This is a genomic window from Shewanella sp. YQ_9, assembly GCF_043103185.1.
GTDB lineage: Bacteria > Pseudomonadota > Gammaproteobacteria > Enterobacterales > Shewanellaceae > Shewanella > Shewanella algae.
This window is the reverse complement of record NZ_JBICJO010000077.1, coordinates 15,196-41,485: the sequence shown is the minus strand read 5'-3', so window position 1 is coordinate 41,485 and position 26,290 is coordinate 15,196. Positions and strand designations below refer to the sequence as shown.

The 26,290-nt window shown below is 55.3% G+C and carries 17 protein-coding genes; 11 read left to right on the top strand and 6 right to left on the bottom strand.

Annotated elements, in window-relative coordinates:
• The first annotated feature begins 35 nt into the window (after positions 1 to 35).
• Positions 36 to 1,676 (top strand): methyl-accepting chemotaxis protein, encoded by a 1,641-nt coding sequence (locus ACF8D4_RS21790; RefSeq protein WP_392466578.1) that lies wholly within the window; start codon positions 36 to 38, stop codon positions 1,674 to 1,676.
• Between the two features lie 43 nt (positions 1,677 to 1,719).
• On the opposite strand, the gene ACF8D4_RS21785 is transcribed toward ACF8D4_RS21790, so the two are convergent.
• Positions 1,720 to 2,301 (bottom strand): TetR/AcrR family transcriptional regulator, encoded by a 582-nt coding sequence (locus tag ACF8D4_RS21785; protein WP_025010924.1) that lies wholly within the window; start codon positions 2,299 to 2,301, stop codon positions 1,720 to 1,722.
• 183 nt (positions 2,302 to 2,484) lie between these two features.
• On the opposite strand from ACF8D4_RS21785, the gene ACF8D4_RS21780 reads away from it, so the two are divergent.
• Entirely contained in the window at positions 2,485 to 3,528 is a 1,044-nt protein-coding gene (locus ACF8D4_RS21780) for an alkene reductase (RefSeq protein WP_044734827.1), read from the top strand.
• Here ACF8D4_RS21780 and ACF8D4_RS21775 read toward each other — a convergent pair.
• A complete protein-coding gene (locus tag ACF8D4_RS21775; protein WP_335900196.1) occupies positions 3,446 to 4,384 on the bottom strand; it encodes a transporter substrate-binding domain-containing protein in 939 nt (312 codons plus the stop codon). The genes ACF8D4_RS21780 and ACF8D4_RS21775 overlap by 83 nt on opposite strands.
• A 189-nt stretch (positions 4,385 to 4,573) precedes the next feature.
• On the opposite strand from ACF8D4_RS21775, the gene ACF8D4_RS21770 reads away from it, so the two are divergent.
• Positions 4,574 to 9,523, top strand: coding sequence for a S8 family serine peptidase (locus ACF8D4_RS21770; protein ID WP_345844724.1), 4,950 nt, complete (start codon positions 4,574 to 4,576; stop codon positions 9,521 to 9,523).
• Positions 9,524 to 9,823: 300 nt separating this feature from the next.
• Here ACF8D4_RS21770 and ACF8D4_RS21765 read toward each other — a convergent pair whose 3' ends face one another.
• The 3 genes from ACF8D4_RS21765 to ACF8D4_RS21755 all read right to left on the bottom strand — a co-directional run bounded on the left by ACF8D4_RS21765 (position 9,824) and on the right by ACF8D4_RS21755 (position 15,262).
• The gene (locus ACF8D4_RS21765; protein WP_107353386.1) at positions 9,824 to 11,017 is read right to left on the bottom strand and encodes a porin; all 1,194 of its coding nucleotides are present in this window, start codon (positions 11,015 to 11,017) and stop codon (positions 9,824 to 9,826) included.
• A 64-nt stretch (positions 11,018 to 11,081) separates the two neighbouring features.
• Positions 11,082 to 12,950, bottom strand: a complete 1,869-nt coding sequence (locus ACF8D4_RS21760; protein WP_044734824.1) for a methyl-accepting chemotaxis protein — start codon at positions 12,948 to 12,950, stop codon at positions 11,082 to 11,084.
• A gap of 524 nt (positions 12,951 to 13,474) precedes the next feature.
• On the bottom strand, positions 13,475 to 15,262 hold the full coding sequence (locus ACF8D4_RS21755; RefSeq protein ID WP_345844725.1) for a flavocytochrome c: 1,788 nt from the start codon (positions 15,260 to 15,262) through the stop codon (positions 13,475 to 13,477).
• A 117-nt stretch (positions 15,263 to 15,379) separates the two neighbouring features.
• On the opposite strand from ACF8D4_RS21755, the gene ACF8D4_RS21750 reads away from it, so the two are divergent.
• A complete protein-coding gene (locus ACF8D4_RS21750) occupies positions 15,380 to 16,333 on the top strand; it encodes a LysR substrate-binding domain-containing protein (protein ID WP_045282634.1) in 954 nt (317 codons plus the stop codon).
• A 43-nt stretch (positions 16,334 to 16,376) separates the two neighbouring features.
• Here the strand turns inward: ACF8D4_RS21750 and ACF8D4_RS21745 are convergent, their stop codons facing one another.
• On the bottom strand, positions 16,377 to 18,755 hold the full coding sequence (locus ACF8D4_RS21745) for a Lon protease family protein (RefSeq protein ID WP_071239211.1): 2,379 nt from the start codon (positions 18,753 to 18,755) through the stop codon (positions 16,377 to 16,379).
• A gap of 227 nt (positions 18,756 to 18,982) precedes the next feature.
• On the opposite strand from ACF8D4_RS21745, the gene ACF8D4_RS21740 reads away from it, so the two are divergent.
• The 7 genes from ACF8D4_RS21740 (at position 18,983) to ACF8D4_RS21710 (ending at position 26,283) form a co-directional block, all read left to right on the top strand.
• On the top strand, positions 18,983 to 20,212 hold the full coding sequence (locus ACF8D4_RS21740) for a DEAD/DEAH box helicase (RefSeq protein WP_392466554.1): 1,230 nt from the start codon (positions 18,983 to 18,985) through the stop codon (positions 20,210 to 20,212).
• Between the two features lie 348 nt (positions 20,213 to 20,560).
• Complete coding sequence (locus ACF8D4_RS21735; RefSeq protein WP_392466551.1) at positions 20,561 to 21,322, top strand: phosphatase; 762 nt, start codon at positions 20,561 to 20,563, stop codon at positions 21,320 to 21,322.
• Positions 21,323 to 21,390: 68 nt separating this feature from the next.
• Positions 21,391 to 22,674 (top strand): SDR family oxidoreductase, encoded by a 1,284-nt coding sequence (locus ACF8D4_RS21730; protein WP_392466549.1) that lies wholly within the window; start codon positions 21,391 to 21,393, stop codon positions 22,672 to 22,674.
• 188 nt (positions 22,675 to 22,862) lie between these two features.
• On the top strand, positions 22,863 to 23,624 hold the full coding sequence (gene cysQ / locus ACF8D4_RS21725; RefSeq protein WP_392466576.1) for a 3'(2'),5'-bisphosphate nucleotidase CysQ: 762 nt from the start codon (positions 22,863 to 22,865) through the stop codon (positions 23,622 to 23,624).
• Between the two features lie 28 nt (positions 23,625 to 23,652).
• Positions 23,653 to 24,555: a fructokinase gene (gene mak, locus ACF8D4_RS21720; RefSeq protein ID WP_392466548.1), complete on the top strand. Its 903-nt coding sequence runs from the start codon at positions 23,653 to 23,655 to the stop codon at positions 24,553 to 24,555.
• Between the two features lie 205 nt (positions 24,556 to 24,760).
• Entirely contained in the window at positions 24,761 to 25,540 is a 780-nt protein-coding gene (locus ACF8D4_RS21715) for a YdcF family protein (protein WP_392466545.1), read from the top strand.
• Between the two features lie 68 nt (positions 25,541 to 25,608).
• Positions 25,609 to 26,283: a DUF2982 domain-containing protein gene (locus ACF8D4_RS21710; RefSeq protein ID WP_101059771.1), complete on the top strand. Its 675-nt coding sequence runs from the start codon at positions 25,609 to 25,611 to the stop codon at positions 26,281 to 26,283.
• The last annotated feature ends 7 nt before the right edge of the window (positions 26,284 to 26,290 follow it).

Below are 26,290 nucleotides of genomic sequence, written 5' to 3'. Positions count from 1 at the left end.
TATGTCCAATTCGGCAGAGCGCCGTGCTTTGGGTTATGCTGAAAAACTCAAGGATCCCTTGTTTGGCACAAACCAACAATAAGGATAGGAAGGGAGGCTGCATGTCTGAGGAAAACCGTATTTTGCCTATGCTGGCAGGGTTGCTGCTCGGCGCGCTGGCGCTGGGTTGCGCTCTGCTGGCTTTAAGTGCCGACAATCTATTGCTTTCACTGCTTGGATGGAGTCTTGCGCTTATTGGCCCTGTATTGGCGCTGCGCTGGGCTTCCCGCCCTGTGGCCCAAGGCGCCAAGCAGACATCCGGTGAGGGCGCAGATGATGAAAAGGCGGCGCAGCAACTGGGCCGGGATGCAAGCCGTATCGCTATCGGCGCTGCCGAAGTGTCTCACTTTGTTGACCAACTCAAGTTCACTCTGGACTCCAGCGGTCAGCAAGCCGGGCAAATTGCCGTGGCGGCCAGTCAACTGAGCCATACCACCGTGGCTTTGAGCGAACATGCCGAAGTGGTGCTCAATCAGGCACAGGCATCCCGCAGTGTCAGCATGGAAGGGCGCCAGTATGCCGCCAGTGGTTTTCGTGCGGTTGAAGCCTTGAGTCAGGATGTCGACAAGGCCGCCTCCGGCGTGGGACAACTCAAGGCGCAGGCCGATGCCATAGGCAAAATCACCGAAGTGATTGACAGTGTTGCCGCCCAGACCAATCTGTTGGCGCTCAATGCCGCCATTGAAGCCGCCAGGGCCGGAGAGGCGGGTAGAGGCTTTGCCGTGGTGGCCGATGAAGTGCGCAGTCTGGCGGCCAAGACCGCAGAGGCTACCCAAAACATTGCCGCCATGTTGACCCAGATTAGAGAGCTGACCGATGGCACCTCACAGCTAATGAATCAGGTGGTTAGCCAAACGGCCGGCGCCGTGGATGCCATGAATTCACTGGAGCAGAGGTTTGACAGTATCGCTTCGGGTGTCGAGGACTCGGCGCAGGCGTTGGAGCAGATTGAGGCCGCGTTGCGTGAATATCGCGGCACTACGGCGGATATTTCCAATGCCATTACCCATATCAGCGAGTCGCTGACAGATACAGGTCGTCGCAGCGAGCAGATCTCCCGTCAGGCCTTTGGGCTGTCGCAGACCACAGAGGGAATGTTCCGGGCGCTTTCGCATTGGGATACCGGCAGTTTCGATCAGCTTATTTTCAAAGAAGCGCAGCAGGCCGCCAAGGCTTGCGGCCAGGCGCTGGAGCAAGGGTTGGCGGAAGGCAAGTTTACTGAGCAGCAGTTGTTTTCGCCGCAATATCGGCCGATAGCGGCGACAGAGCCACCCAAATACAACACCGCCTTTGACGGTTTTACCGACAAGCACTTTCCGGCCTTGCAGGAACCGATACTGGAGCGTCACCGGGAGGTGATTTACGCCGGAGCGGTCGATAAGAAGGGCTACTTTCCGACTCACAATCAGCGTTTTTGCCAGCCGCTGACCGGTGATAGGGAGCGGGATATGCTGCAAAACCGCACCAAGAGATTGTTCAACGACCCAACTGGGATCCGCTGCGGCCAGCACACAGAGCCGGTGCTGCTGCAGACCTATAAGCGTGACACGGGTGAGGTGATGCACGATCTCTCTGTGCCCATCTATGTTAAGGGCAAACACTGGGGTGGCTTTCGGATAGGCTTCAAGGCCCAGTGATGCTGTGCGTAGGCGCCTTGGGCGCTCCAGGCTTGCGGCTGGCTCAGAGACTCAGATGCTCATACAGCTCTGTGGCCAGGGCACTGAGTTCATCGGCGCTCGGGTGAGTATGGGCATAAGTGCGCAGGCCATAAATACCCATCATCAGAAACCGGGTCAGTTGCGCCGGATCTTTATCGGCGGCCAGTTCACCTTGCACCTGGGCCTGCTGCAGTATCTGCTGCAACGCCGTTTGCCATTGCTGTAGATGTTGGCTCACTCTCTGTTGTACAGCCAGATCTTGCTCACCCACTTCGCTCAAAGCCTTGACCAAAAGGCAGGCCTGGCTGGCATCACAGCTGAGGCACTCGCTGACTATGTTGTCCAGATAACGCCGCAGGCACTCGAGTCGTGAACCCTCGGCCGGGAAAAAGCCCTGCAACTGCTGCTCGCGATCGGCATGGTACTGGTCAATCGCCGCCAGAAACAGCCCGTGCTTATTGTCGAAGGCACAATAGATAGACCCCGGATGCAAGCCGGTTGCCCGGGTCAGATCCTGCATGCTCGTCTTGCTGTAACCCTTGGCCATAAAGGCATTCATGGCGCTGCGCAGCACTTTCTCGCGATCGAATTCGGCGTTTCTCATAAGATGATTTCCCACTGTGATGCGCCGAGTTTACTGCAATTTGAATATTTGTTCAAAAAAGGCTTGAATGATCATTCAACAATCTTTATCTTGAACGAACATTCAAATAGGGGCTCAGCTCCTCAGGCTCTGAATAAGGCGAATGCCAGTGACTGAGCCGTTAACTCGCCAAGGGCAGGAACCATGTACCAGAACTTGTTTGAACAGTATCGTCTCAATGACAGCATCACACTCAATAACCGCTTTATGATGGCGCCGCTCACCCGTTGTATGGCCGATGCCGATTTGGTGCCGACCGATGCCATGTTGGCTTACTACGCCCGCCGCGCCGAGGCTGGGCTGATCATCAGTGAAGCCACCATCATTCGCCCGGATGGGCAGGGCTACCCCAACACTCCTGGGATCTTTACCCAGACTCAGATTGCCGGTTGGCGCCGGGTGACAGATGCCGTGCATGAAAAGGGCGGTAAGATTTTTGCCCAGCTGTGGCACACAGGCAGGGTCGCGCATCCGCACTTCTTTAATGGTGAGCATGTGTTGGCACCATCTGCTGTGGGCGTTGAAGGTACAGTACCGAGAATGCGCGAGCTGAGCTACCAAACCCCAAAGGAGGCCAGCAAGGCCGAGATTGCCGAACTGGTGCGTGATTACGCCAAGGCGGCAGAAAACGCCATTGAGGCCGGTTTCGATGGCGTTGAGATCCACGGTGCCAACGGTTATCTCATCGATCAGTTCCTGCATTACGACAGCAACCGACGTGAAGATGAGTACGGTCAAACGCCTGAAAACATGAGCCGCTTTGCCCTGGAAGTGGTGGATGCCACCATAGCCGCCATAGGTGCAGATCGCACGGCGCTGCGTTTGTCACCCGGGGCATACTTTAATATGAGTGCCGATCCCCGTGACCGTCAGGTGTTTGATTATCTGCTCGCCGAGCTTGGCTCCCGCCGATTGGCCTATCTGCACGAGGGCATGTTTGACGACAACATGCGCTTCGACTTCCTCGATGGCCGGGTATCAGACTACATGCGCCGCCACTACCAGGGAAATCTGGTGGGTGTGGGTGGTTACAGCCCGGAAACGGCTGCCGAGGCGATTGCTGCCGGGCGTTTTGATCTGGTCGCCATAGGCCGCCCCTTTATTGCTAACCCTGACTATATCGCCAAGGTTCGCAGCGGCGAGAGCCTGCAGGATTACTCGGATGAGATGCTGGCCACTCTCGACTGAAACAAGGCATTTCGGCCAGAGTACCCTTAACCCGCTTAGCCATGGCGCCATCGAGATGCAGTATTGGCGGCGCCTGGCGTCCTTGTAGAATTGCCCCATATTTGGCGAGTATTTTGGCATACTCGCCGTTTTTTTTGATTGTCTCCAGCCCTTGATTGAACTCGGCAATCAACTCTGCGCCATGGGGATGAAGGCGACTGGTGCTCAGGTGCAGGTTGCGAATATCCAGTGGCGGACCGGTAAAGTCGAAGCTATCTTCCTGTTGCAGACGCCAGAATGTATCTGTGGCGACAATCTCATCCTCCAAAGTCAAATCCAGACGACCCACTGCCAACATCTTCAGATTGGACTCCAGACTGTTGTTGGGCACGCGAATAAAATCGCTCGCGGCGCGAAAACCGGTTTGATAGCTGTATCCGCGTACCACGCCGATTCTTTTCCCCTTGAGGCTGTCGAGATCTGTGTATTCAAAGGGATCGCCACGGCGCTTGATGAAACGCTGGCGATTTTGCAGATAAGGCTCGGAAAACAGCAGCACTTGCTCTCGCTCCGGCGTATGCCAGGTGGCCAGCAGCAGATCGGTTTTGGCCTCCTTTACCGACCTCAGTGCCCGGGCCCAGGGCTTTAACTCCACCTGCAAGCGATAACAGTGAACCGCCAGCGCGCTCTGAACTATTTCCAGTGCCAAACCGGCTTTGCCATCGGCCTCAATAAAAGGGGGCCAGGGATCATTGGTCAGTGTCAGATGCAGCGGTACTGCCGGTTCAGAAGTCGAAGGGGATGCTGGATTACAGTTGGCGCAAGCCAGCCATGGCTGTAGCAGAAACAGCAGAGCAAATACCCAAGTCAGTTTCATATTTGACCCTTCATATCAGAGGCTTGGAACCCAAAAGTGCTGAAAGAAAGCTGCAGGTGTCGTCAGCATCCCATAAATCCGCATGTAATTGCAACGTTACCAAATGCTACGAAATTGTTTGTTTTTGTTTGTTATATCTGGAGGGCAGATTTTCTGCGTAATTGAAAGCAAGAGTCTTAAAGAGGACCTATGACTATAACAAATAATCAACTTGGAACGCGGTTCCGGCAGACGGCGTTGGCCAGTCTGACCGCGCTCTATTTCGGGGGCATGATGAGCGCCACCGCCCAGGTTCAGATGCAACCCGTGGGCAAAGGCAATTTCTATCAGCCGAGTTTTACCAAAGAACAGGTGTTGGCGGCAGACAAGGCTCGTAAGGCGAGCCTTGAAGGCGACATCTATGCCGGTCAGCCGGGTGTGCTCAACCAGGTATTGCGCCAGCGGACGCCGGAACAGATATTTCAGCCGGATCCATCTGTCAGCGGCGTTCAGAGCTATATAGTGCAGCTTAACGAAGAACCTCTGGCAACCTACGACGGCAGTATTTCCGGGCTGGCGGCCACCAAGGCACCGAAAAATCGCTCGCTGATCGCCAAAGGTCGGGTCAGTGTCAATACGACTGATGCCAGGGCTTACAGCCGTTTCCTGGAAAAGCGTCAGGACAGTTTCGTAAATCGCGCCCGTCAGGCCGGTGCCAATCTGCAGTTGAAACAGCGCTTCACCATTGCCAGTAATGCCATGGTGGTGGAGATGACTCAGGAAGATGCCAAAATTCTTGCCCGCCAGAGCGGCGTCAAGCGGATAACCCCCAACCGCATTTTCCAACTGCGTACCGACAGAGGGCCTGAGTTTATCGGCGCCGATCGGATCTGGCTCGGCCAGGACCCGAGTACAGGCCTGGCCGCCAAGGGTGAAGGTATGCTGGTCGGGATCATAGATACCGGGGTTAACACAGATCACCCGGCCTTTGCCGAGGATCAAGACTATGTGCGTTTGAACCCGCTCGGCAGCAACAAGTTTACCGGTGATTGTATCGACAGCCCTGAGTTGTGTAACAACAAACTGGTGGGGGTACATTCCTACCCCGAGATCACAGATGTTTACGGGGCGCCGGAATTTCAGGCCAACCCCTGGGGCACACCTGTCATGTTGCGCCCGGCCAATGGTGAGGACTATAACGGCCATGGCTCCCACACTGCCAGCACAGTAGCTGGTAACCATCTGGACAATACGCCTTTGCAGGCTGCAACCGGTGATGCCACCAGTGATGGGGTCAATGTGCCCTTTAACTTCCCGGCTACCAGCGGTGTAGCGCCGCGGGCGCATATCATCTCTTACCAGGTGTGTTGGCCCGGCAACGGTGGTGATCCCTATGCCGGTTGTCCCGAGTCGGCGATTCTGGCCGCCTTTGAAGATGCCATTGCCGACGGGGTAGATGCGATAAACTTCTCCATCGGTGGCGCCGAATCTTTGCCCTGGGCCGACCCTATGGAGTTGGCGTTTCTGGCCGCCCGTGAGGCGGGAATTTCTGTGGCTGTCGCCGCCGGTAATGCCGGTGCTTATTGGAGTGCGGATCACAGCTCTCCCTGGGTGACGACAGTTGGCGCCACCACCCACGACAGGGTGCTGGAAGCCGGTAACAAGCATATCGACAATTTCGGCGGTAACGAACGCTATCGCCCGTCCGAGCCTATTGTGGGCAAGAGCTTCTCCGGCGGCATTACCGGCGAAGTGGTGCTGGCTGAAAACTATGCCGACCCTGACCCCAGCGATGATTTCAACGCCGCCTCCTGTAACGTACCTTTCCCCGCCGGAACCTTCCGCGATGACCAGATAGTCATCTGTGAGCGCGGTGACATTCCCAGAGTGGATAAGGCCAAGAATGTGGCGGCCGGCGGCGCCGGTGGTTTTATTCTGCAAAACGTGAACTATCAGGTCGACAATCTGGTGGCCGACAGCTTTGTGATCCCTGGGATCCAGGTCAAGCAGAGCGACCGATACAAGCTGAAAAACTGGGTTAGATACAGTGATCCCGGCACGGCCATAGCGACTATCTCGGACTTCAGCAACGAGTATCTGTTTGATGATGCCCTGGCCAATAACCTGGCGCCTTTCAGCTCAATGGGCCCGAGCCGCACCAACAACACCCTGGTGCCGGATCTCAGCGCTCCCGGGGTACAGATTTACGCTGCCAACGCCGATGATCAACCCTTTACCGGCGCGCCGGATGCCTCCGACTGGACCTTTATGAGCGGCACCTCAATGGCGGCGCCTCATGTGACAGGTGCCATGACACTGCTGATGCAGCTGCATCCCGAGTGGACCCCTGCCGAAGTGCAGTCGGCGCTGATGATGACAGCCGGGCCTGTGTATCTCAATACAGGTTATGAGTTGCTGGAGCCTTTCTATCACTTTATGGCCGGCGCCGGTGCCATCAATGTTGCCCGTGCGGCCGATACCGGCTTGGTGATGGATGAGACCATAGAAAATTACCGCAATGCCAATCCGGAGAACGGCGGGATAGTCAATTGGCTCAACTTGCCTTCCATGGTGGAAATGGCCTGTGAGCAAAGTTGCAGCTGGATGCGCACAGTTACTGCCACCCGCGACGGCAGTTGGAGTGCCGAGGCTTTGGGTAAGGAGCAGGGCTTTGAGCTCAGTGTTTCTCCCGAGAACTTTACCCTGGCCAAGGGCGAAAGTCAGACTCTGGTGATCAAGGCCAAAGTGCCGCCGTTGATTGAGTCCAACGTCAATCCGGGTGAGCCGGGAGCGCCTTGGCAGCAGGTACAAAACAAGGACGCCTTCTTCAACGGTGAGCTCAGACTCACTGAAGCGTCAGGCACTTCCCCTGAGTTGCATATGCCGGTAGTCGTGGCCAGTAAGGCTGATCAGATGCCGGTATCCATGGACCTGGAGATCAGCCGGGCTCAGGGCAGTGAAACCCTGAAGATGAATACCTCGGCCTATGCTCAACTGACGCCTCGTTTCTACGGCCCGGTGCAGCCTGAGCTAAAAACTGCCACTCTGGAAGCCGTGGCGCCATTCCTTGATCTGGAATACATAGAGAAGGGCTGGGATATTCAAACCGTCACGGTTCCCGAAGGCGCCAAGCGTTTGGTGGTGGAAGTGCAGAGCGCCAAGCGCACCAGCACGCTTGAGGAGATGAACCCCCGTTATTCAGGGGTGTTCCCCTTTGTGATCCTGGGGCGGGATGCCAACGGCAATAACGGCTTTATCCCTTCGCAAGAGGAGATGGAGCAGGATGACAGGGCGCTCAAGGCAGAATACGATGCCGAGCTGGTGTGTTTCTCTTCCAGCCAAGCCGAGCACAACCTCTGTAGTCTGGAAAACCCGGCCCCCGGTACCTATTGGTTTGCCACCGCCATGGCCTATGGCAAGGGGGAAGTGGAAGCTGTGACCGGCCATGCGGTGATCATGGCCGATGACGATTTCGGTATGTTGAGCCTGGATGGTCCGGCGTCGCATGATGGCAATGGTGACTATCAGTTGACCCTCAACTGGAATATTCCCGATGCCAAGCAAGGGGATGTCTTCTATGGCGGTATGGATCTCGGTGCCGGCCCCGGCGCTGAAGGTTCTTTCGGTTTCAGTGCCCTCAATATCCGCCGCGGCGAGGATGCCGTAAGCTGGTCAGTCAGTCAGGACAAGGCGCTGAGCGAAGATGTGGTGGATGTTACCGTTAAACTGGCGGCCAACCTGGAATCCCGCGATCGTAACTATGAGTTGCAGCTCAAGTTACCCGAAGGCATGCGTTTGGCACCGGCGACCATCAAGAGCAATAATCCTGCGGTTGCCGAAGCGATTGTTGCCGATGAAAGCGGCCTGACGCTGACAGGCCAGCAGCCCAGCACTCGATTGGTGGAGCGGCAATACAAGGTCAGTACCAACCTCAACGATGCCATGTGTCGCACGCCTATGATTGATGAGTACTCCACCGGTGGCTACATAGATCTCTTCGGCGAGTTTGGCATGCAGCCCAACGCCGACTGGTTGGCCGGCGACTCTCAAGCCAGTGTCGATGTGCCTATCGATTGGCTGTTCTATAAAGAGGGCGCCGAGTTCAAGGTGTACAACCAGGCCAATGCCGGTTATATGCGGATGCATACTGTGGGCGCGTTGCAGTTTAACACTGCCTACTGGTATATGGGCGCGCACCGCGGCCCTGGTTTCCTCTACGAGGCGCTGGCCCCCTTCTGGCGTGGCAGTTTTGAGATGAAGTACCGCCGCCATTGGGAAGAGCCTTGGGGCTTGACCATAGCCACTCAGTACAAGGAAGAGCGTCCGGATTTGGGGGACTTGTTGTTCCTCGAGTTTGATAATGTTACCGACCGCCAGACAGGCCAGGAGTTTGACTTCCAGACCATACTGCGCAGTGGTATCGACGATCATCCCGGCATGTACGAGATCATCTATGCCTACCAGAACCTGGGGGCCGATGTGGCCGACGGGGCTGTGTTTGTCGAAGGCTTTGACAGTACCTGGTCCAGCGGCGCGGGGCCGAAGAATGGCTATCTTTATGAGATGCTGGGCTTCGATAACCTGGATACCTTGCTTAAGGACGATCTGGTGATCTGCTTTGATTACACCGGGCCTGAGCAGAGCCGGGTCGAGCTGAGCTTCAAGGCGGCGATTCAACCCGGGGCTACCGGGAAGGCGCTTGCCATGACGCTTAATTACGATCTCGAAGGCGGCGAGCCGGGCACTTTGAGCCATCAGATTGCGGTTAAAGGCAATATCCAGCTGGCGCCACTCAGTGACATGAGTGTTGCCGAAAATGGCCGTATAGACGGTATTGCCGTGACCTATATCGATGCCGATAAGGTGCCGAATCTGTTGGAGGTCAGTGGTGAACACATCAGCGCCGAGATTGACGGTGACAGCTTCAACCTGATCCCCGAGGCAGATTTTCACGGTGAAACCCAGGTCACGGTAACTGTGCGTGATAGCCTCAACAGTGGCGATGCCGCCAGCACCAGCTTTATGCTGAAGGTGGAGTCCGACGGGGTTGACCCTGTGAGCCCTCCAGAGCCGCCGCTGGAGGAGTCAGACTCGGGTGGTTCGCTCGGCTGGAGTCTGCTGGCGCTATTGTCTCTTGGCTTGTTGCGGCGCAAGCGCTGAGGCTGAGCTAAACAAAAGCCAAAGCTAGATCCAAAGCCAAACCTGAGTCCGGGTTCTCACTTGGGCCAGCTGCCAAAAACTGCTGACTAAGCAGATAAAAATCCCCGCAGGTTGCATCAGCGGGGATTTTTATTGCCAGGGTTCATTGAAAGCGGTTATTTACCGGGCTAATCATCACGATTGATACAGATTGACTTCGACAGGCCCCGGCATGCCTTCAGTCAGCAGCCTTGAACACCAATTGTTGTGTAAGCCACTCTCTACAAAAGAGAAGGCCACGAGGACTTATTGGCTCCTTCCCTAAGGAAGACGCCAATTGAGATCGAAGTCGTAGCGGATACCGGCAGCCACTATCGACTCATCCTCTCGGTTGTCATAGTTTTGCGCCAGATATTCAAGGTGCAAACGTACATTATTCAGCGGCTGCCATTCCAGTGTCAGGTTGTAACCGTCATAGTCCAGGCTGCTGAAATCTTCTATGCCATCTTTGAACCAGAAGTAACCCAGCTTGAGTTTGTAGTCCTTGCCAAGCGGCAGTGCCAGCGCGCCATCAAAGGTATCGCCATCTCGATTGTTAGCACTGACAAAGTCATACTCCTTGCGTTGGTAACTGGCGGCGGCATAGATGCCGTTGTGCCAGGTATAGGCTGCTACCGCGCCCCACACCTGCTCGTCACCCTGCTTGATATCGCCGGCATATTTATCCTGGGCCAGCCAGGTCAGCCCCAGATGCAACTGCTGCCAATCGAATCCCGCCCCCAGGTTGATGATATCGGCGCCGCTATTGTATTCGCTGTCATCAAATACTGCCGAAGCCATCAGGGTGAAAAGCTCAATGTTAACTTGATAAATTAAAGCGTTGTCGACAAAGAAGGGGCTTTCCTGATTGTAGCCAAAGGGGCTGTTGGCATTGTTGAAAATGTCAGTGTATTCCGCCACCAGGGTATATTGCACCGGGCGTTGCCGCCCCAGAGTCAGTTTGCCGTATGGCGAGTCGACTCCGGCAAACGCCAGTCTCGCCTCACCGAAGCGGCCATTATCATCGATACGGATTTTCCATTCCCCTTGCGCCAGAGCGCGCCAGCCGGGAAGAAATTCGGTTTCTGCCTTGACTCCAATTCGCGACAGTGCATCGCCTATGTCCCACTGATCTTTGCCGCGATCCCTGTATTCCAATGTTGGGCGCAGCGAGCCGTACAGAGTGAATTGGCTGGCGCCAAGGGAGGAGGTCATAGAGGGAGACTTATCCTGCATCGTTTGACTGGCGGCAGGCTCAGGCTTGCTGGCTTGTTGCGACGATGCTGAGGTTTGGCTTGTGTCTTGGGCCATCATTGGCGAGTGAGTGCCGGATTGTTGCAGCTGGGCTTGCAGTAGCTGCTCCAGTTCCATGACTCTTTGTTCCAATGCCTTGATGCGTTGCTCTTGGCTGCTGTCTTCGGCATTCGCCAGCAGCGGCAGCAGACAGGCGCTCAATATCAGGAGTTTGCCTTTCATATCGACTCTCCGGTAGCTGTGGATACGGTGCGCCCGGGCTTGTTACCTGGGCGCACTGGCGGTTTCAGACAATAAACTTGTTGAGTATGGCGTCCTGCTGCCGTACCTGTTCGGTTTGGGTATGCATGGCTGAGTTGGCCTGTGTCGCCGAATCCGATACCTGCACCGACAGATCCTTGATCCTGACCGTGTTGTTATTGATCTCTTCGGCCACCAGGCTCTGCTCTTCGGCGGCCGAGGCGATTTGCAGATTCATATCGGTGATCTGCTGAATGGCATCGCGGATACGGTTCAGCGCCTCATTGGCACCTTCTGCCTTGGTAACGGCTTCCTGGGTGGTATCCTTACTCTGATTCATCACGTCGGCCACGGCGCGGGATCCGGCCTGCAACTGCTCTATCATGGCGCGAATTTCTGTGGTGGATTCCTGGGTGCGCTGTGCCAGAGTGCGCACTTCATCAGCCACCACGGCAAAACCTCGGCCCGAATCACCGGCTCTGGCGGCCTCAATGGCGGCGTTGAGTGCAAGCAGATTGGTTTGATCGGCAATATCATTGATAACACTCAGAATCGTCGCGATATTGCTGGTGGCGGTTTCCAGCTCTTTGACCTCTTGCACTGCCATATCAATCCGCTCTGACAGGGCATTGATTGCATCTGTGGTGGCGCTGACCACCTGAGTGCCGACACTGGTGGCGCTATCGGCGTCTTTGGCTGCGGTGGCGGCGCCCTGGGCATTACGGGCAACATCCGACGAGGTGGTGGCCATTTCGTGCATGGCGGTGGCCAACTGTTCCAGCTCATGCAACTGGGATTTCATGGCATCAGTGGATTGCTGCAGCTCGGCCGAGGTCATTTCAGAACTCTGCAATATCTGCTGCCCTATGGCCTTTGACTGGGTGATGAGCTGTTGCAGACTGGCGGTAAAGCTGTTGAATCCAGATGCCAGAGCCGAGAATTCGGCGTCAGTGTCCGTATCCAGTCTCTGGGTCAGATCCCCTTCGCCCGAGGCGACATCTTGAATCGCTTTATTAAGGGTTTCCAGAGGCCGCATCAGGGTCTTGATCAGCATCAGCAGCAGTGTGATGCTGACTATGACGGCGATAATGGCGTACAGGACAGAGCTGTTGCGCAGTTCGCTGACGGCGGCATAGGCGATATCTTCATCCAGTAGGGCGCCGACGTACCAGTTCTCACCACTGACCTTGGCAAAATCCAGGGTATAAGGTTTACCGTCCAGCATTACCTGCTGCGGATCTTCACTTAACGACACCTTGGGCAGGAAGTTGCTCATGGGTTTGCCGTTCAGCTCTGACTTGGGGTGGGCTATGGTGGTGCCATCGCCCGAGACGATAAACACATAGCCAGCATTGAAGAGTTTGACTTGATTGACCAACTCGGCCAAGCCGACCAGGCTGACATCATAAAAAATGGCGCCGATAAAACGGCCGCTGTCTTTGACCGGAGTGGCGATGGAAACCAGGATTTCCCCTGACGCCGAGTCGGCATAGGGCGCTGTGATAATTAAAGCGTCGGCTTGTTTGGCGTCCTTGTACCAGGGGCGCACCCTGGGGTCCCAACCGGCTCCGGGATCCCAGGCGGGATTGTTGTTGATGTTCGAGCCATCGCTTTCATAACCGAAGCCGACCAGAAGGAAGCTGTTTTTTATTACTGGACGGGTGATCACATCGCGGATATGTGCGGGCGAAAGATCGGTTTCCAACATACTGGTTGAATAAGCGGCCAGTTTCTTGCGCGAGTCCAGCTCAGAAGAAACCGTGTTTTTGAGTCCATCCATGATTTCGGTCACGCTGGCTCCTACCTGAGCCTGCATCTGTTCCTGTACCGCAAAGTATTGCTTGGTGGAAAGCAGTGCAACTGTTACCAAAAGCAATGCAGAGGAGGCGGCGACAATCTTATGGCTGAACTTCATTGTTTATCCTCTGATAATGTTGACGTATCCCATAAATATATAGACATAAATCTACCCAGCGGCCATTGCGACCGGGACAATCTAGTACATTTGTTTAACAAGAATAGTGCAAGCCGAGGGGTTTTAACTGAGGATATTTAATAAATGTGAACCAATAAGGCTTTCCTGCGCCATATTCTAACTGGGGCTGCTGGAAATATGGCTTAAACAACGCCCCTTGCGCATATAAGGGAAGGTGAGAACAAGTCCCATGCGTGCTCTGCGTCGGCTTACAGGCCTGGATGCAAGGCGTGGTTCGCAGCAAATGGCCTTAGTCCTTTGTAAGAAGCACAACACAGCAGGCAGGCCTGTAAGCCACGCCCTTCGGGGCTTTCACAGCAACCAGCTTTCTGCGTTATCCGACTTCGACAGGCCCCGGCATGCCTTCAGTCAGATGCCTTGAACGCCAACTGCTGTGCAAGCCACTCTCTACAAAAGAGAAGGCCACGAGGACTTATTCCCATCTTCCCAAGGGGCGATACAGATTACTGGTTATCGGTTGCTGTTTGTTTGATAAATTCGGCGACATTTTCACCGGCTATGCGACCAAATACTATGGTATCGGCTATCGCATTACCCGCCAGGCGATTGGCACCGTGGACGCCACCTGTTACTTCACCGGCGGCATAAAGGCCGGCAATAGGCTTGCCGTCTTTATTCAATGCCCGGGTGTCAGTGGCGATTTTAAGGCCACCCATAGTGTGGTGAACCGCAGGCTTAACCTGCACGGCATAGAGCGGAAAATGCAGATCGTCGGCCATATTCTTGCGGCCAAAATCGCTGTCCTTGCCACTGGCCTGAAAACTGTTATAGCGTTTGACGGCGGCTGCCGCCGTTTCGGCATTCATTTGGGTTTTGGCGGCCAGCTCTTTGGCATCGGCGGCTTTGTAGATGATACCCAGCTCCAGCATGCCCCGCAGTTGCCCCAGACGTTCAAACACGGTTTCATCAAATACCAGCCAGGCGTCTTTTCCGGGTTGAGCCCAGATGCACTCGGAGACTTTGTCCCTGGGGCCCATCTCGTCACAGAATCTGGCACCATCGCGGTTCAGCAATATGGCACCGGCGCCGCGTGCTGTGCCTGAAATAACCATTTTACCGGCCGCTGCTGTGGGGAAGGCCTGGATTTGGTCGACATCCACAGTATCCACGCCAATGGCGGTGGCAAAGGTGAGTGCATCGCCGACATTGCCCGGGTTATTGGTAGAGTCCACGCCCTTGAGATCCGGTCTGTATTTGGCGACCAAGGCATTGTTGCGGGCAAAGCCGCCGGAGGCGATCACCACGGCCTTGGCCGCCAATAGATGCACTCCAGTGTGCTTGCCTTGCACCAATACTCCGGTGACTCTGCCTTGCTTGTCTTCAACCAAGCGTATCACCTTGCTGTTGGTGCGGGTTTCAACCCCGAGTTTTTCGGCCGCCCTTTTCAGGGTATTGATGATTTCCGGGCCGGACTTGGCACCGCCGCTGGGCCGGTGCAGACGTTCGGCACTGTGGCCACCGGCACTGGCCGCGGAAGTCATATCTGCGCCCAAGGCCATCAACCAATCGATACCGGCACTGCCGTTGTTGACCAGGGTATGCACCAAATCCGGATTATTGAGCTGGTGGCCACCCTTCATTGTGTCCTGATACCAGAGCGCCTTGCTGTCCTGATAACCACGAAACGCTTGGGTCAGAGTCTCTGCCGAAGCCATGCCACCGGCGGCCAGCATGCCATTGCCACCTATGTAAGGTTGTTTCTCAAGTAATACCACATCCTTGATACCGTGCTGGCGGGCCGATACGGCGGCGGCGTGTCCGGCGGCGCCGGCGCCAATGACCAGAAGCTCATGCCGTTCCACCGGACCTGCGGCCAGCGCCTTGTCTATGGCTTGCTGAGATACTTCGGGGAAGACATAGGTATCCGCTACCTTATCGCTCGCGGAGAAGGGGATATGAAAACTGCTCTTGAAGCTGTCATGGCAGGTCTGGCAGACCATCACAGGCTCCTTGTGGCCCGAGTGGCAACTGGTGCAGGACAGGTCAATAAGATGACTGTGGTGGGGCGAAAGCGGTTGTTTTGCCTGCTGAGCCAACTCCTGCAGCGAGCCGTGGCAACTGATACAAGCCTGGTTTTCCCGAGCCTCATTGTCTTTTACCTCTATGGGCTGACTGTGGCAGGACTGACAATCGGCCCCGGCCTGTTTGATATGGTGCTCGGCCAGACCCGCAGCAGATACCATGCCGGTATACAGAAATGCAGTACCGGCCAATAACATTATTCTTTTCATGAATATCCTCACACATGGTTTTGTTATGCCTTGATAATATTGTTAATGCATGGGTGAGTTATCAAACCAATCGTTTTCGTCTGTGACGTTAAAAAAACTAAAGTGTTAAGAGAAAATATGAGAATAATTCCACCAATGAAGGCGGTGATTTGTTTTGAAGCGGCCGCAAGACTCAAGAGTTTTAAATTGGCAGCGGTTGAACTGAATGTGACGCCGGGCGCAATCAGTCACCAAATCGCCGCATTGGAAAACTTTGTCGGTAAAGAATTGTTTGACCGTAGTCACAGGCAATTGGAGCTCACTCACAGCGGCCGAAAATATTTCGCCAGAGTCGCGATTATTCTAAAAAATATGGAAGAAGCCACCATAGACCTTGGGGTGCAGGGGCATAGCCCCTCATTGAAAGTAGCTGTGCCGCCGTCACTGCTGAAAAACTGGCTATTGCCAAGAATGAGCCAGAGTCATATTTATCATAAGGGGATCAGTATCGAGTTTATCGATACCCTGGAATATCTTGATTTTGGAAGTACTGGTCTGGATCTGGCTATTAGATACGGTTATGACTCCTGGGATAATTATTATTCCGTTCATCTCTTTGATGAGGAAATGGTTGCCGTTTGCCACCCTGAATACTGTGCGGTTAATTATGATTCTTTAACACAAAATGCCGTCGATAATATGACCTTGATATATACCAATAATAGATTGGTACAGTGGGATATAGTATTACAGTACTTTGGCATTGAACGGAGAGCACAACAGTCGAGGCTGGTATTTCAAAATTCAGTTCAGGCCATAGAAGCCGCGGTCTTGGGCGCGGGAATTGCCTATGTCAACCGCTTGCTGGTGGAAAAGGAGCTGGAGAAACAGCGTTTGGTGATCCCGTTTGAGATCCGCATGCCTGAGCACAAATCGCCTTCATATCATCTGGTCAGCACCTTCGAGCGGATGCAACATGAATCTACTGCGCTGATCTATCAGTCTATTCTGGAAGAGGTGAAACGTATCCCGGAGCGTTCTTCTGTCAGCACAGGTCGGCAGCGGTTGGGGTGTTCAACCCCTTTGGGATAATCAAACGCCGCCCTTGAGCGGCGCTGCTTACTTTAGCGTTGGATTACGCTTTATCTTTGGCTTTTAAAGCTGACAGCCTGGCCGAGGCCAGTCCCAGTAAACTGCCATTCGGGTAATGACCGCGCTTGTCGGCCTTGCCGGTTTCCATATCGCACAGCAATGCCATCGCCTCGGTCACATGCTCGACCGTCCAGATATGGAACTTGCCCTTGCTGATGGCGTCCACCACAGGCTTTTTCAGCATCAGGTTGTGGGCGTTGGCCGCGGGAATGATCACCCCTTGGGTATGTCTGCGCCCCTTGATGGCACAGACATCGAAAAAGCCTTCAATCTTTTCATTGACCCCGCCTATGGGCTGGGCTTCACCGAACTGGTTCATTGAACCTGTTATGGCAATATCCTGGCGCAGGGGAACCTGGGCGATTGCAGAGATAATGGCGCAGCATTCGGCCATGGAGGCACTGTCGCCATCGACCCCGGAATAAGATTGCTCGAAGGTCAGGGAGGTGGTCAGCGGAATATCGGCCTCGCGTCCCAACAGGGTTTTGATATAGGCCGAGAGGATCCACACCCCCTTGGAGTGAATACGGCCGCCGAGGCGCACTTTGTGTTCAATGTCCAACACTTCGCCCTTGCCAAAAGCTGTGGTCGCGCTGATACGGTTGGGCAGGCCAAACTGATGATCTGTGGTGGCGATGACCGACAGGGCGTTGACCTGGCCGCAGACTTTGCCGTGCACATCAATCAGGGTGGTGCCCTTATGAAAGCTCTGCATCAGTTGATCTCTGAGACGCGATACCCTTTGCTCCTGCTGCGCCAGAGCCTGCTCTACATGGGCGAGGCGAATACTGCGGGCGTTGGCCGCCTTGGCGCAGTAGTGGGTCTCCCGCAGCAGATTGGCGATATTGGCCGAGTGCAATGACAGCTGGGTTTGGTCATCGGCCTGGCGCGAGCTGAATTCGATTATCCGCGCAATGGCGCTGCGATCGCAGTGCAACATCTGGTTATCGTGCACTATCGAGGAGATAAATCTGGCATAGAAACATTCGGCCTTCGGACTTCTTGGCATCACATCTTCAAAGTCGGCGGTTACCCGAAATAGCTCGCTGAAGTCGGGATCATAATGCTGCAGTAACTGGTAGGTCTGGTTGTCACCGAAGAGCACGATTTTGACATCCAGAGGGATAGGCTCCGGCGCCAATGAAACTGTGCCGGACAGGGAGACTTCACGCTCCAGCGAGCTGAGATCCAGACTGCGGGAACGCAGTGCCCGCTTGAGCCCGTCCCAAACGTAGGGCCGTTCCAGCACCTTGACCGCATCCATCAGCAGCACCCCGCCATTGGCCTTGTGCAGGCTGCCGGGGCGGATCAGCGAAAAGTCGGTAAAGACTGTGCCGCGATAAGTGGCGTTTTCCACATAACCGAATAGGCCGTGATAGGTGGGGTTTTCCTCTACCACCACAGGGAATTTCTGCTCCTCCTGACCGACCAGCAGGTTGACCTGATAACGCCTGGGCATTTTCTTTTCCAGCGAGGCATAGGCCAGTGCCAGTTGGTCTTCACTCTCCTCAAGGAAGATATCCAGGTTACCGAGCATATCTTTCTGCATCGCCGTCAGAAAAGAGCGGATCTCCGGCAGGCTGCGGTATTCATCCTTGAGCGGCTTGAAGAAATGGCTCAGTACTTCGCGGGCTACCTGTTCATCGTGCTCCTGCTGCTTGGTGCTGAACTCCTCTTCCCATTCGGTCAATTGGCGGATAATGCCCCGCAGGCGCGATTCCAAGTGTTTGATATTCTGTTCAAACGCCTGCTGCTCGGCTTCTGGCAGGGCGTGATAGGTTTCCTCGGTATGCGGCTCTTCGCCGTTCAGCGCCATCAACTGATACTCGCCCTGAGTGTTGATGGAGAGGCTTATTTTCATCCCCTTGGCTTCTTCGCTCAGAGCCAACAGCGCCGCTTCCTGTTTTTGCGCCAACTGACTCTTGAGCTTGTCGGCGCGGCGGTAATACATCTCGTTGTCAAATGCCAACGGCAGCGCCTTGACCAGCCTGAGAACCAGTTTTTCCATCTCCTTCTTGAAAGTGACGCCCTTGCCGGCGGGCAATTTGAGCACCTTGGGGGTACGGGTCTGGTCGAAGTTGGCCACATAACACCAGTCGTTAAGTGTCTTGTCGGTAAATTCATGGCGCTTGAGATAACGCAACATCATGGTGCGTTTGCCCAGACCATTTTGGCCTATGGCATAGATGTTGTAGCCCTTCTCCTTGATGGACATGGCAAATTCCACCGCACTCTGGGCCCGCTCCTGGCCTATGATGTCATCCAGTGGCTCCAGTTCGCGGGTAGACTTGACCTCATCTCCCAGATTGTCGAGATTGGCGGGACGGTATACCTGACTGGCATCTAAGCTGGTGACGGCCATGGGCGCTTCCTTGTTCAAATAGGGCAGAGAAAAGTAAAACTGCTTTTTATGACAATAAGATGCGCTGCAGCCTAAAGCAAACGTCAAACCGAATAAGTCTCTCGGGCGGTTAATTTTTCACCCGTAAGCAATGTTTGCTGCTCGAACGCAGGGGTAACGCCTATTCGTCACCGGGTAGCAGAGTATAATGGCGGTTTGCCCTAAGCTTTATTTTTGAAGGACTCTCCATGGAATTTGCCGCTTTTTCTCTTTCTCTGCCCGAACCGCTACTGACCAATCTGGCCGGACTGGGTTTTAGCAAGGCAACCCAAGTGCAGGCAGAGGCCATTCCTTTGGTGCTCGCCGGCAGCGATCTCCTGGTGAAGGCACAGACGGGCACAGGGAAAACCGCCGCCTTTGCCTTGCCGTTGCTGGCGCGTTTAATGCCCGCCACGACTGAGAGAGCAGTAAAACCCGCAGCACCCAAGGCTCTGGTGCTGGTGCCTACCCGGGAGTTGGCGCAGCAGGTTTTCGATAACATTAAAAGCTATGCCAAGGGCTGCGAGCTGAAGATTGCCATTGCCTATGGCGGTGTGCCACTCGATGGGCAGCTAAAGAACTTCAAGGATGGCGTCGATATCTTGGTCGCCACGCCCGGGCGCCTGCTGGATCACCTTAAAAAGCGCAGTCTCAGGCTGGATAAGGTTGAAACCCTGGTGTTTGATGAGGCCGACCGCATGTTGGACATGGGGTTTGAAGATGAGATCTCGGCGCTGATGAAAAAGATGGCCAAACAGCGCCAGACTCTGCTGTTTTCTGCCACCTTCAACGACAACATCTGGCGTCTGGCCAAGATTTTGCTGCAGTCTCCCAAAGTGTTGGAGCTGCAAGCATCGGAGCAGGGTGGCAGTATCAAGGAACGATTGATTGAGCTCGATAGCGAGCGTAAGGCCGCCGCCGTTGCCGCCCTTTGTCGCCGGCACGACTGGCGTCAGGTGTTGCTGTTCAGCCGCACCAAGGAGGGGGCCGACAAACTGGTCTGTGAGCTCAGTGCCGAGGGCTTGGCCGCCAGTGCGCTGCACTCAGATCTGAGTCAGGCTCAGCGCGAGCAGACCTATCAGGCGTTCAAGGCGGGTGAATGCCGTTTGCTGGTGGCCACAGATGTTGCCGCCAGAGGCCTGGATGTAGCGGCCTTGCCTTGCGTTATCAATCTGGAGCTGCCGTTCAAGCGCGAAGATTATGTGCACCGCATTGGCCGCACCGGCCGCGCCGGCATGGAAGGGCTCGCCATCACCCTATTCAGTCGTGACGACGAGCGCCTCCTCGAAGAGCTGGAAGCCATGCTCGACAGACGCCTCCCCAGAGAATGGCTGCCCGGGTTTGAGCCGGATCTCAACCGCAGTTTTGATGCACCGAGAAACCAGCGTAAAGCCGCCCAAAAGCAACGTGCCCGCAAGAGAGCGCTTGGTAAAAGATAACAAGTCCGGTTTAGTTGAGCCTACTTGAGTTAATCAACCGCAAATGCAAACAACACAAGTATTCTGGTCCTGATGGATTCGAGGCCTTCTCTGGCATGGATGCCAGAGTAGAGCCATCAGGGATGATTTCACGGCGTGCCGAGAAGCCGTTAGGACGAAAGCCCACGGCAGGTGCTTGATAGTTGTGTGGATTGGAAACCTATGCTGTTCAAGCAGTTTGAGTCGATGCATACCTTTTATCTTTGGGGTGGCCGATAGGTAGGAAAGCTATTGGGTTCATTCGCCAAAGTGGGTCAGTTGCGCTAAGCTAGTGGCCCGGTTTTCAAGAAACAGTCTCCTGGGGGAGCCATGTTCGCAGTCGATACCCATACCCACACAGTTGCCTCTACTCACGCCTACAGCACGATCCATGATTACCTGGCAGTCGCCAAGCAGAAAGGGATCCGTTTGTTTGCCACCACAGATCATGGCCCGGCGATGGCCGATGCGCCGCATTTCTGGCATTTCGTGAATCTCAGGGTGTTGCCGCGGATAGTCGATGGCGTAGGGATATTGCGCGGAATTGAAGCCAATATTACCAATCTGGAGGGGGAAATCGACTTCTTTGGTGAGTTCCTGGAAGAGCTGGACTTGGTGCAGGCCGGGTTTCACGAGCCGGTATTCCCTCCCGCCGACAGTGACAGCCATACTCAGGCGCTGCTGAACTGCATTCGCAGCGGCAAGGTCGATATCATTACCCACCCAGGTAACCCCAAGTATCCATTGGATCAGGAGCTGATTGTCCGCGCTGCCGCCGAGCATAATGTGGCGCTGGAGATCAATAACTCCTCTTTTGCCTGCTCCCGCAAGGGCAGTGAAGACAGCTGCCTCAATATTGCCAAACTGGCGAAACGATTCGACGCCCAGTTGGTGATGGGATCAGATTCTCATGTTGCCTTCAGTCTGGGGGAGTTCCCGCTGGCGCTTGAGATAGTGGATGCCGCCGGTTATCCAAGAGACAGGCTGCTCAATCGCGAACCATTGGCGCTGCTGAATTTCCTGCAGCAGCGAGGCCACAAGACGCTTGGTGAGTTAATCGACTACTTTGAGCGTGAGGCGGCCGCAGGCTAACCTGGTTCGCCTGCCTTGAGGATACGAGCCACAAAATCCATCAATTGATTAGCCATGAATCCCGAATCGTGAAAGCCAAGACTACCCGAATATTGATCACCGGCGCTCATGGTCAGCTCGGACAGGCGCTGCTGGCGAACTTGCCTTGGTTGCCCGAGTTTTCGCCTTCCAGGCTGCGAATGGAGATACCTGAGGCAAGCCTGGTGCCCGGCAGTGCTGTAGAACCCCGCAGTGCTAAAGCACCCGGTAGCGCAATTGAAATCGTGGCGCTCGGGCATCAGCAGCTGGATTTAACCTCAGCAGATTTGCCCGAGCGGCTCAGTGAAATCAATGCCGATGTGATAATCAACTGCGCCGCCTACAACGCCGTGGATGCGGCCGAGCAGGATATGGCTGCCGCCATGGCGCTCAATGCCGAGGCGCCGGAGCGTTTGGCCCTCTGGTGCCGGCAACAGGGTGCTTGGCTTATCCATATTTCGAGCGACTATGTCTTCGGGAATGTCTTCGGGAATGTCTTCGGGAATGATTTGGGAAGTGTTTTCGGAAACGTTTCTGGAAATGCAGCTACCAATATGCTCGGGAATGCGCCCAGAGCCTTGACCGAGAGCGATGTTTGCGAGCCTTTGAGCCTGTACGGTCAGAGCAAGCTCGCCGGCGAGCAGCGCTTGCTTAAGGCTAATCCCGGCGCCCTGGTGATGCGAACCTCTTGGCTTTACAGCCGTTTTGGCAGCAACTTTGTGTTGACCATGCGGCGATTGCTGACCGAGCGCCCGGAACTCAAGGTGGTGGCGGATCAGGTCGGCACGCCAACCTGGGCCGAGGCGTTGGCGCGGCTTATCTGGCAGTTGCTCATCTGGTTTCATCTTAATCCAGAGAAGTCCGCGGTGCTGAGCGGCTGCTTTCATTACGCGGCAACGGGGCAGTGCAGCTGGTATCTTTTCACCCAAGAGATAGCCGAGCAAATCGCCAAGCAGCAGTGCAATTCTGCGCCAAGCTCTCAGGCGGCGCCGCCATTGCAAACCGCGTCGCCATCTCAAACCGCGTTGCAATCTCAAGCTGCATTGCATTCTCAAGCTGCATTACATTCACCAGCAAACCCGGCGCCAATCACGCCAGGGTGCCGGATAACGCCTGTCAGCACAGTAGAATACGGCGCCTTATTGAATCGAGCACAGGCGCCGCGCCCGGCGTATTCGGCGCTCGACTCAAGCGCTCTCAAAGATGCCATGGCGGCCATGCCTTCGGCATTTCGCTGCTATTTGCCAAAAGATTATCCGTCACCCATCTGGCTTTCCTGGCAGGCGCAGTTGACGCAGATGCTTTCGGGGCTTGGTGCATCTTCCTTGGATTGAATCGGCTTAAACAGAATGAAAAGTAAGGCAAAACCGGCTGTAGATTATAACCAGTAGCTAAAGGTTATACCCGCCAAAGCCGGGTGGCTGGCATAATAAACTATCTTGTTGATCCAAAGGATGAAACCTTGTCGAATAATCCCCCCAAGACCTTGCTTGATGCCAAGCAGCTGACACTTTTGGCCGAGATGGCCCGCGCCGCCGGTGAGGCGATAATGCAGTATTATCAGGGCGGCGAACTGGCGATTGAGCGCAAGGCCGATGACAGTCCGGTCACGGCTGCCGATCTTGCCAGTCACGCCGTGTTGCAACAGGCGCTGGCGCGTGAGTTTCCAACCTGGCCACAGATGTCGGAAGAAGCGGCGGATATCCCCTGGGCGCAGCGGCGGGGCTGGGAAACCTATTGGCTTATCGACCCTCTCGATGGCACCAAGGAGTTTATTAAGGGCAACGGCGAATTTACCGTCAACATTGCGCTTATTCACCGCGGCCAGGCGGTCGCCGGTGTTGTCTATGTGCCCGCCACAGCCGTGTGCTATTTGGGCGCGCTGGGACTCGGTGCCTGGCGTGAGACCCCAAATGCGGCTGGATACCAGCGTGTGGAATTGAATGCCAGGGCCGGGGTTAAGCGCCAGATCCCTGTGATTGTCGGCAGTCGCTCGCACTCGAGCCCGGGGCTTGGCGAGTATCTGCAGCAGTTTGGCGAGCACGAAATGAAGAGTGTCGGCTCATCACTCAAATTCTGCCTGCTCGCTGAGGGCAAAGCGGATATCTACCCCAGATTGGGCCCTACCAGTGAATGGGACACGGCGGCGGCTCAGGCGGTGCTTGAGAGTGCCGGTGGCCGAGTTTTGGAATATCCAGCAGGCAACAACTTAAAATATAACCAAAAAGAAACTATCCTCAATCCTTGGTTTATCGCATACAGTGCCGATTGGCCTTGCGATTGAAGCAGATATACACACCGGAGTTGAAAGCATGATGCGTATCGGCGTTGATTTGGGCGGCACTAAAATTGAATTGGTGGCTCTGAGTGGCGAAGGGAGTGAGCTGTTTCGCAAGCGAATTGCCACTCCCAGAAACTATCAGGCGACCCTTGAGGCCATCTGTGCCTTGGTCGATGAAGCCGAGACGCAGCTGGAAATGACAGGAACCATCGGCATTGGTATTCCCGGGGTGATCTCACCCTTTTCCGGTTTGGTGAAAAACGCCAACTCCACTTGGTTAAATGGTCATCCGCTCGATAGAGATCTTGAGCAGCACCTGGGGCGCAAAGTGCGGGTTGCCAATGACGCCAACTGTTTTGCGGTCTCCGAGGCGCTGGATGGCGCTGCCGCAGGCAAAGAGGTGGTGTTCGGGGTGATCATAGGCACAGGCTGCGGTGCCGGCATTGCCATCAATGGCAGGGTGCATCAGGGGGGCAATGGCATAGGCGGTGAGTGGGGCCATAATCCCTTGCCCTGGATAAGCGCCGAGGAGTTCAACAGCACTGAGTGTTTTTGCGGCAAGTACGACTGCATCGAAACCTTTATTTCGGGAACCGGATTTGTCCGCGACTATAACCAGGCTGCTGGGGCGCAGCTCAGCTCAGGCGCCGAGGTGATGGCATTGGTGGAGCAGGGGGATGCCGAGGCCGGCGCGGCCTTTGAGCGCTATCTTGACCGTCTGGCCCGTTCTCTGGCCCATGTGATCAATCTGCTGGATCCGGACGCCATAGTACTTGGCGGCGGCATGTCCAATGTGCAGGCCATCTATCCGGCATTGCCGGCCAGACTCAAGCGCTATGTGGTCGGCGGCGAGTGCCGAACCCCTGTGTTGGCCAATCACTACGGCTGCTCCTCCGGGGTACGCGGCGCCGCTTGGCTGTGGGGCCGGGACTGAGTTTGGCGAGGCGCTCTGGCCGTGTTACAGGTATTCGACTTAGGCACTCTAGGCACTTTAGACACTCTAGGCACTTTAGACAAAAGGGAAAAGCACTCGAACATGTATTGGGGCGAGTGAGCCTATAGCCCTTCGCCAATCACTGGTCAGCCGAGTAACGCTTCTGTAAGCTATGGCTACTTTTGCCAACCTTCGGATATCAAGCGTGTTCTGGCTGAAAAAAATCCTCTCTCAATTCTTTATGCCCATTCCTCTAACCTTGGTCACTCTGCTGCTGGCTTGCTTTTATATCCGTCGCAGGCCGGGAGTAGCGCGTGCCCTGGTGGTTTTTGCCATCACTTGGGTGCTGCTGCTTTCCAGCTCTATCGGCAGCAACACCCTGCTTGCGGGACTTGAGCGTCAGTATCCACTTTATACCGCTGCGCCGGCGCGCTCCTGTGTGGTGATGGTGCTGGGTTCTGGCCATGATGATCAGGTTGGCGGACTCGCGCGACATATGTTGTCGGCAACGGCGCTTGAGCGTCTCAGTGAAGGGGTGGCGCAACTCAAAGCGGCCAACAGCAAAGATTGCCTGCTGGCGGTCAGTGGTTGGGGTGGCGGCCTTGAGCAGCAGAGTCATGCCCGGCGCATGGCCGAGGCCGCCATCGAGTTGGGGGCCGAGCCATCGCGAATTCTAATGCTGGAGTCGGCCCGCGATACCATAGAGGAAGCCCTGGCGTTGCGGCAGGCCTTCGGTGCCGACACAGACGATAAAGGAATAGATGCCTTGGGTGGCAGACAACTGATCCTGGTCACTTCCGCCAGCCATATGCCAAGGGCGATGCGAATATTCCGCTCGACCGGGCTTGAACCTCAGGCGGCACCGACCGACTTTCTGCTTAGGCGCGATCACTGGTGGCGCCTGACTACATCCAATCTGGATAAATCACAAAAGGCGCTGCACGAATATCTGGGATTGGCCTGGTTGACTGTTACCGGCCGCTAATGGTCCTGAACCCTGGTCATGAAATGAATAAACGGCTGACAAGCCGCTGACAATAGAGCAAAAGCGTTATGGAAACTATCACAATAAGGCCGGGCAGCAAGCGCAATGGCATTACACTGACCCTGGCCGGAGGGCTGGGCGTTGTCCTGGGTTTGGTGCTGTTTATCGGTTGGCCTTGGATGTTTGCGCCCGGACTGGTTTGTTTCGCCCTCGGGGCCGTGTCTTTGGTGCTGGGAATTGCCAAGCAGCTCGAGCCCCATGTCAGTCTTGAATTCAGCGCCGAAGGGCTGAGATTCTTTCATCGCCGCGGCAGCTTGTTTGTGGCCTGGGATAATATTCAGCGGCTGGATCAGCCCAGAGTCACCCAAGGTATGGAGCAACTGACGCTGCCCTATGTCGGGCTCAAGCTCAAACGTATCAATCCACTGCTGGATGCCATTTCACCCAGGTTGGCGACCGGGCTCTTGTCGGAGCAGCGGCCCTTGCTGATGACAGCTGCCGCCCAGGATGAAGAGCTGCAAACACTGGAAGCGGCACTCAGCGCCGAGTTTGAACCCCTGACGGTCAATGATGAGCGCTACAGAGGCGTTTTGGCCATGTTTGGCCGCCGCTGCCTGACGCTGGACAAATACTTGGGTTATCACCTCTATATTCCCGTGGATGCATTGGATCAACCGCCGGAGAGCTTTGTCCGTAAACTGCGGCAACTATGGCAGCAGAGGGTGTCGGCTACTGAGTTGTAATTTCTGG

Excerpts from the sequence above, each read along its gene's own strand:
- ACF8D4_RS21745 (WP_071239211.1), bottom strand. The coding sequence starts at position 18,755 with ATGGCCGTCACCAGCTTAGATGCCAGTCAGGTATACCGTCCCGCCAAT.
- ACF8D4_RS21785 (WP_025010924.1), bottom strand. The coding sequence starts at position 2,301 with ATGAGAAACGCCGAATTCGATCGCGAGAAAGTGCTGCGCAGCGCCATG.
- ACF8D4_RS21770 (WP_345844724.1), top strand. The coding sequence starts at position 4,574 with ATGACTATAACAAATAATCAACTTGGAACGCGGTTCCGGCAGACGGCG.
- ACF8D4_RS21710 (WP_101059771.1), top strand. The coding sequence starts at position 25,609 with ATGGAAACTATCACAATAAGGCCGGGCAGCAAGCGCAATGGCATTACA.
- ACF8D4_RS21740 (WP_392466554.1), top strand. The coding sequence starts at position 18,983 with ATGGAATTTGCCGCTTTTTCTCTTTCTCTGCCCGAACCGCTACTGACC.
- mak (WP_392466548.1), top strand. The coding sequence starts at position 23,653 with ATGATGCGTATCGGCGTTGATTTGGGCGGCACTAAAATTGAATTGGTG.
- ACF8D4_RS21735 (WP_392466551.1), top strand. The coding sequence starts at position 20,561 with ATGTTCGCAGTCGATACCCATACCCACACAGTTGCCTCTACTCACGCC.
- ACF8D4_RS21780 (WP_044734827.1), top strand. The coding sequence starts at position 2,485 with ATGTACCAGAACTTGTTTGAACAGTATCGTCTCAATGACAGCATCACA.
- ACF8D4_RS21755 (WP_345844725.1), bottom strand. The coding sequence starts at position 15,262 with ATGAAAAGAATAATGTTATTGGCCGGTACTGCATTTCTGTATACCGGC.
- ACF8D4_RS21775 (WP_335900196.1), bottom strand. The coding sequence starts at position 4,384 with ATGAAACTGACTTGGGTATTTGCTCTGCTGTTTCTGCTACAGCCATGG.
- cysQ (WP_392466576.1), top strand. The coding sequence starts at position 22,863 with ATGGCCCGCGCCGCCGGTGAGGCGATAATGCAGTATTATCAGGGCGGC.
- ACF8D4_RS21790 (WP_392466578.1), top strand. The coding sequence starts at position 36 with ATGCTGAAAAACTCAAGGATCCCTTGTTTGGCACAAACCAACAATAAG.
- ACF8D4_RS21750 (WP_045282634.1), top strand. The coding sequence starts at position 15,380 with ATGAGAATAATTCCACCAATGAAGGCGGTGATTTGTTTTGAAGCGGCC.
- ACF8D4_RS21760 (WP_044734824.1), bottom strand. The coding sequence starts at position 12,950 with ATGAAGTTCAGCCATAAGATTGTCGCCGCCTCCTCTGCATTGCTTTTG.
- ACF8D4_RS21765 (WP_107353386.1), bottom strand. The coding sequence starts at position 11,017 with ATGAAAGGCAAACTCCTGATATTGAGCGCCTGTCTGCTGCCGCTGCTG.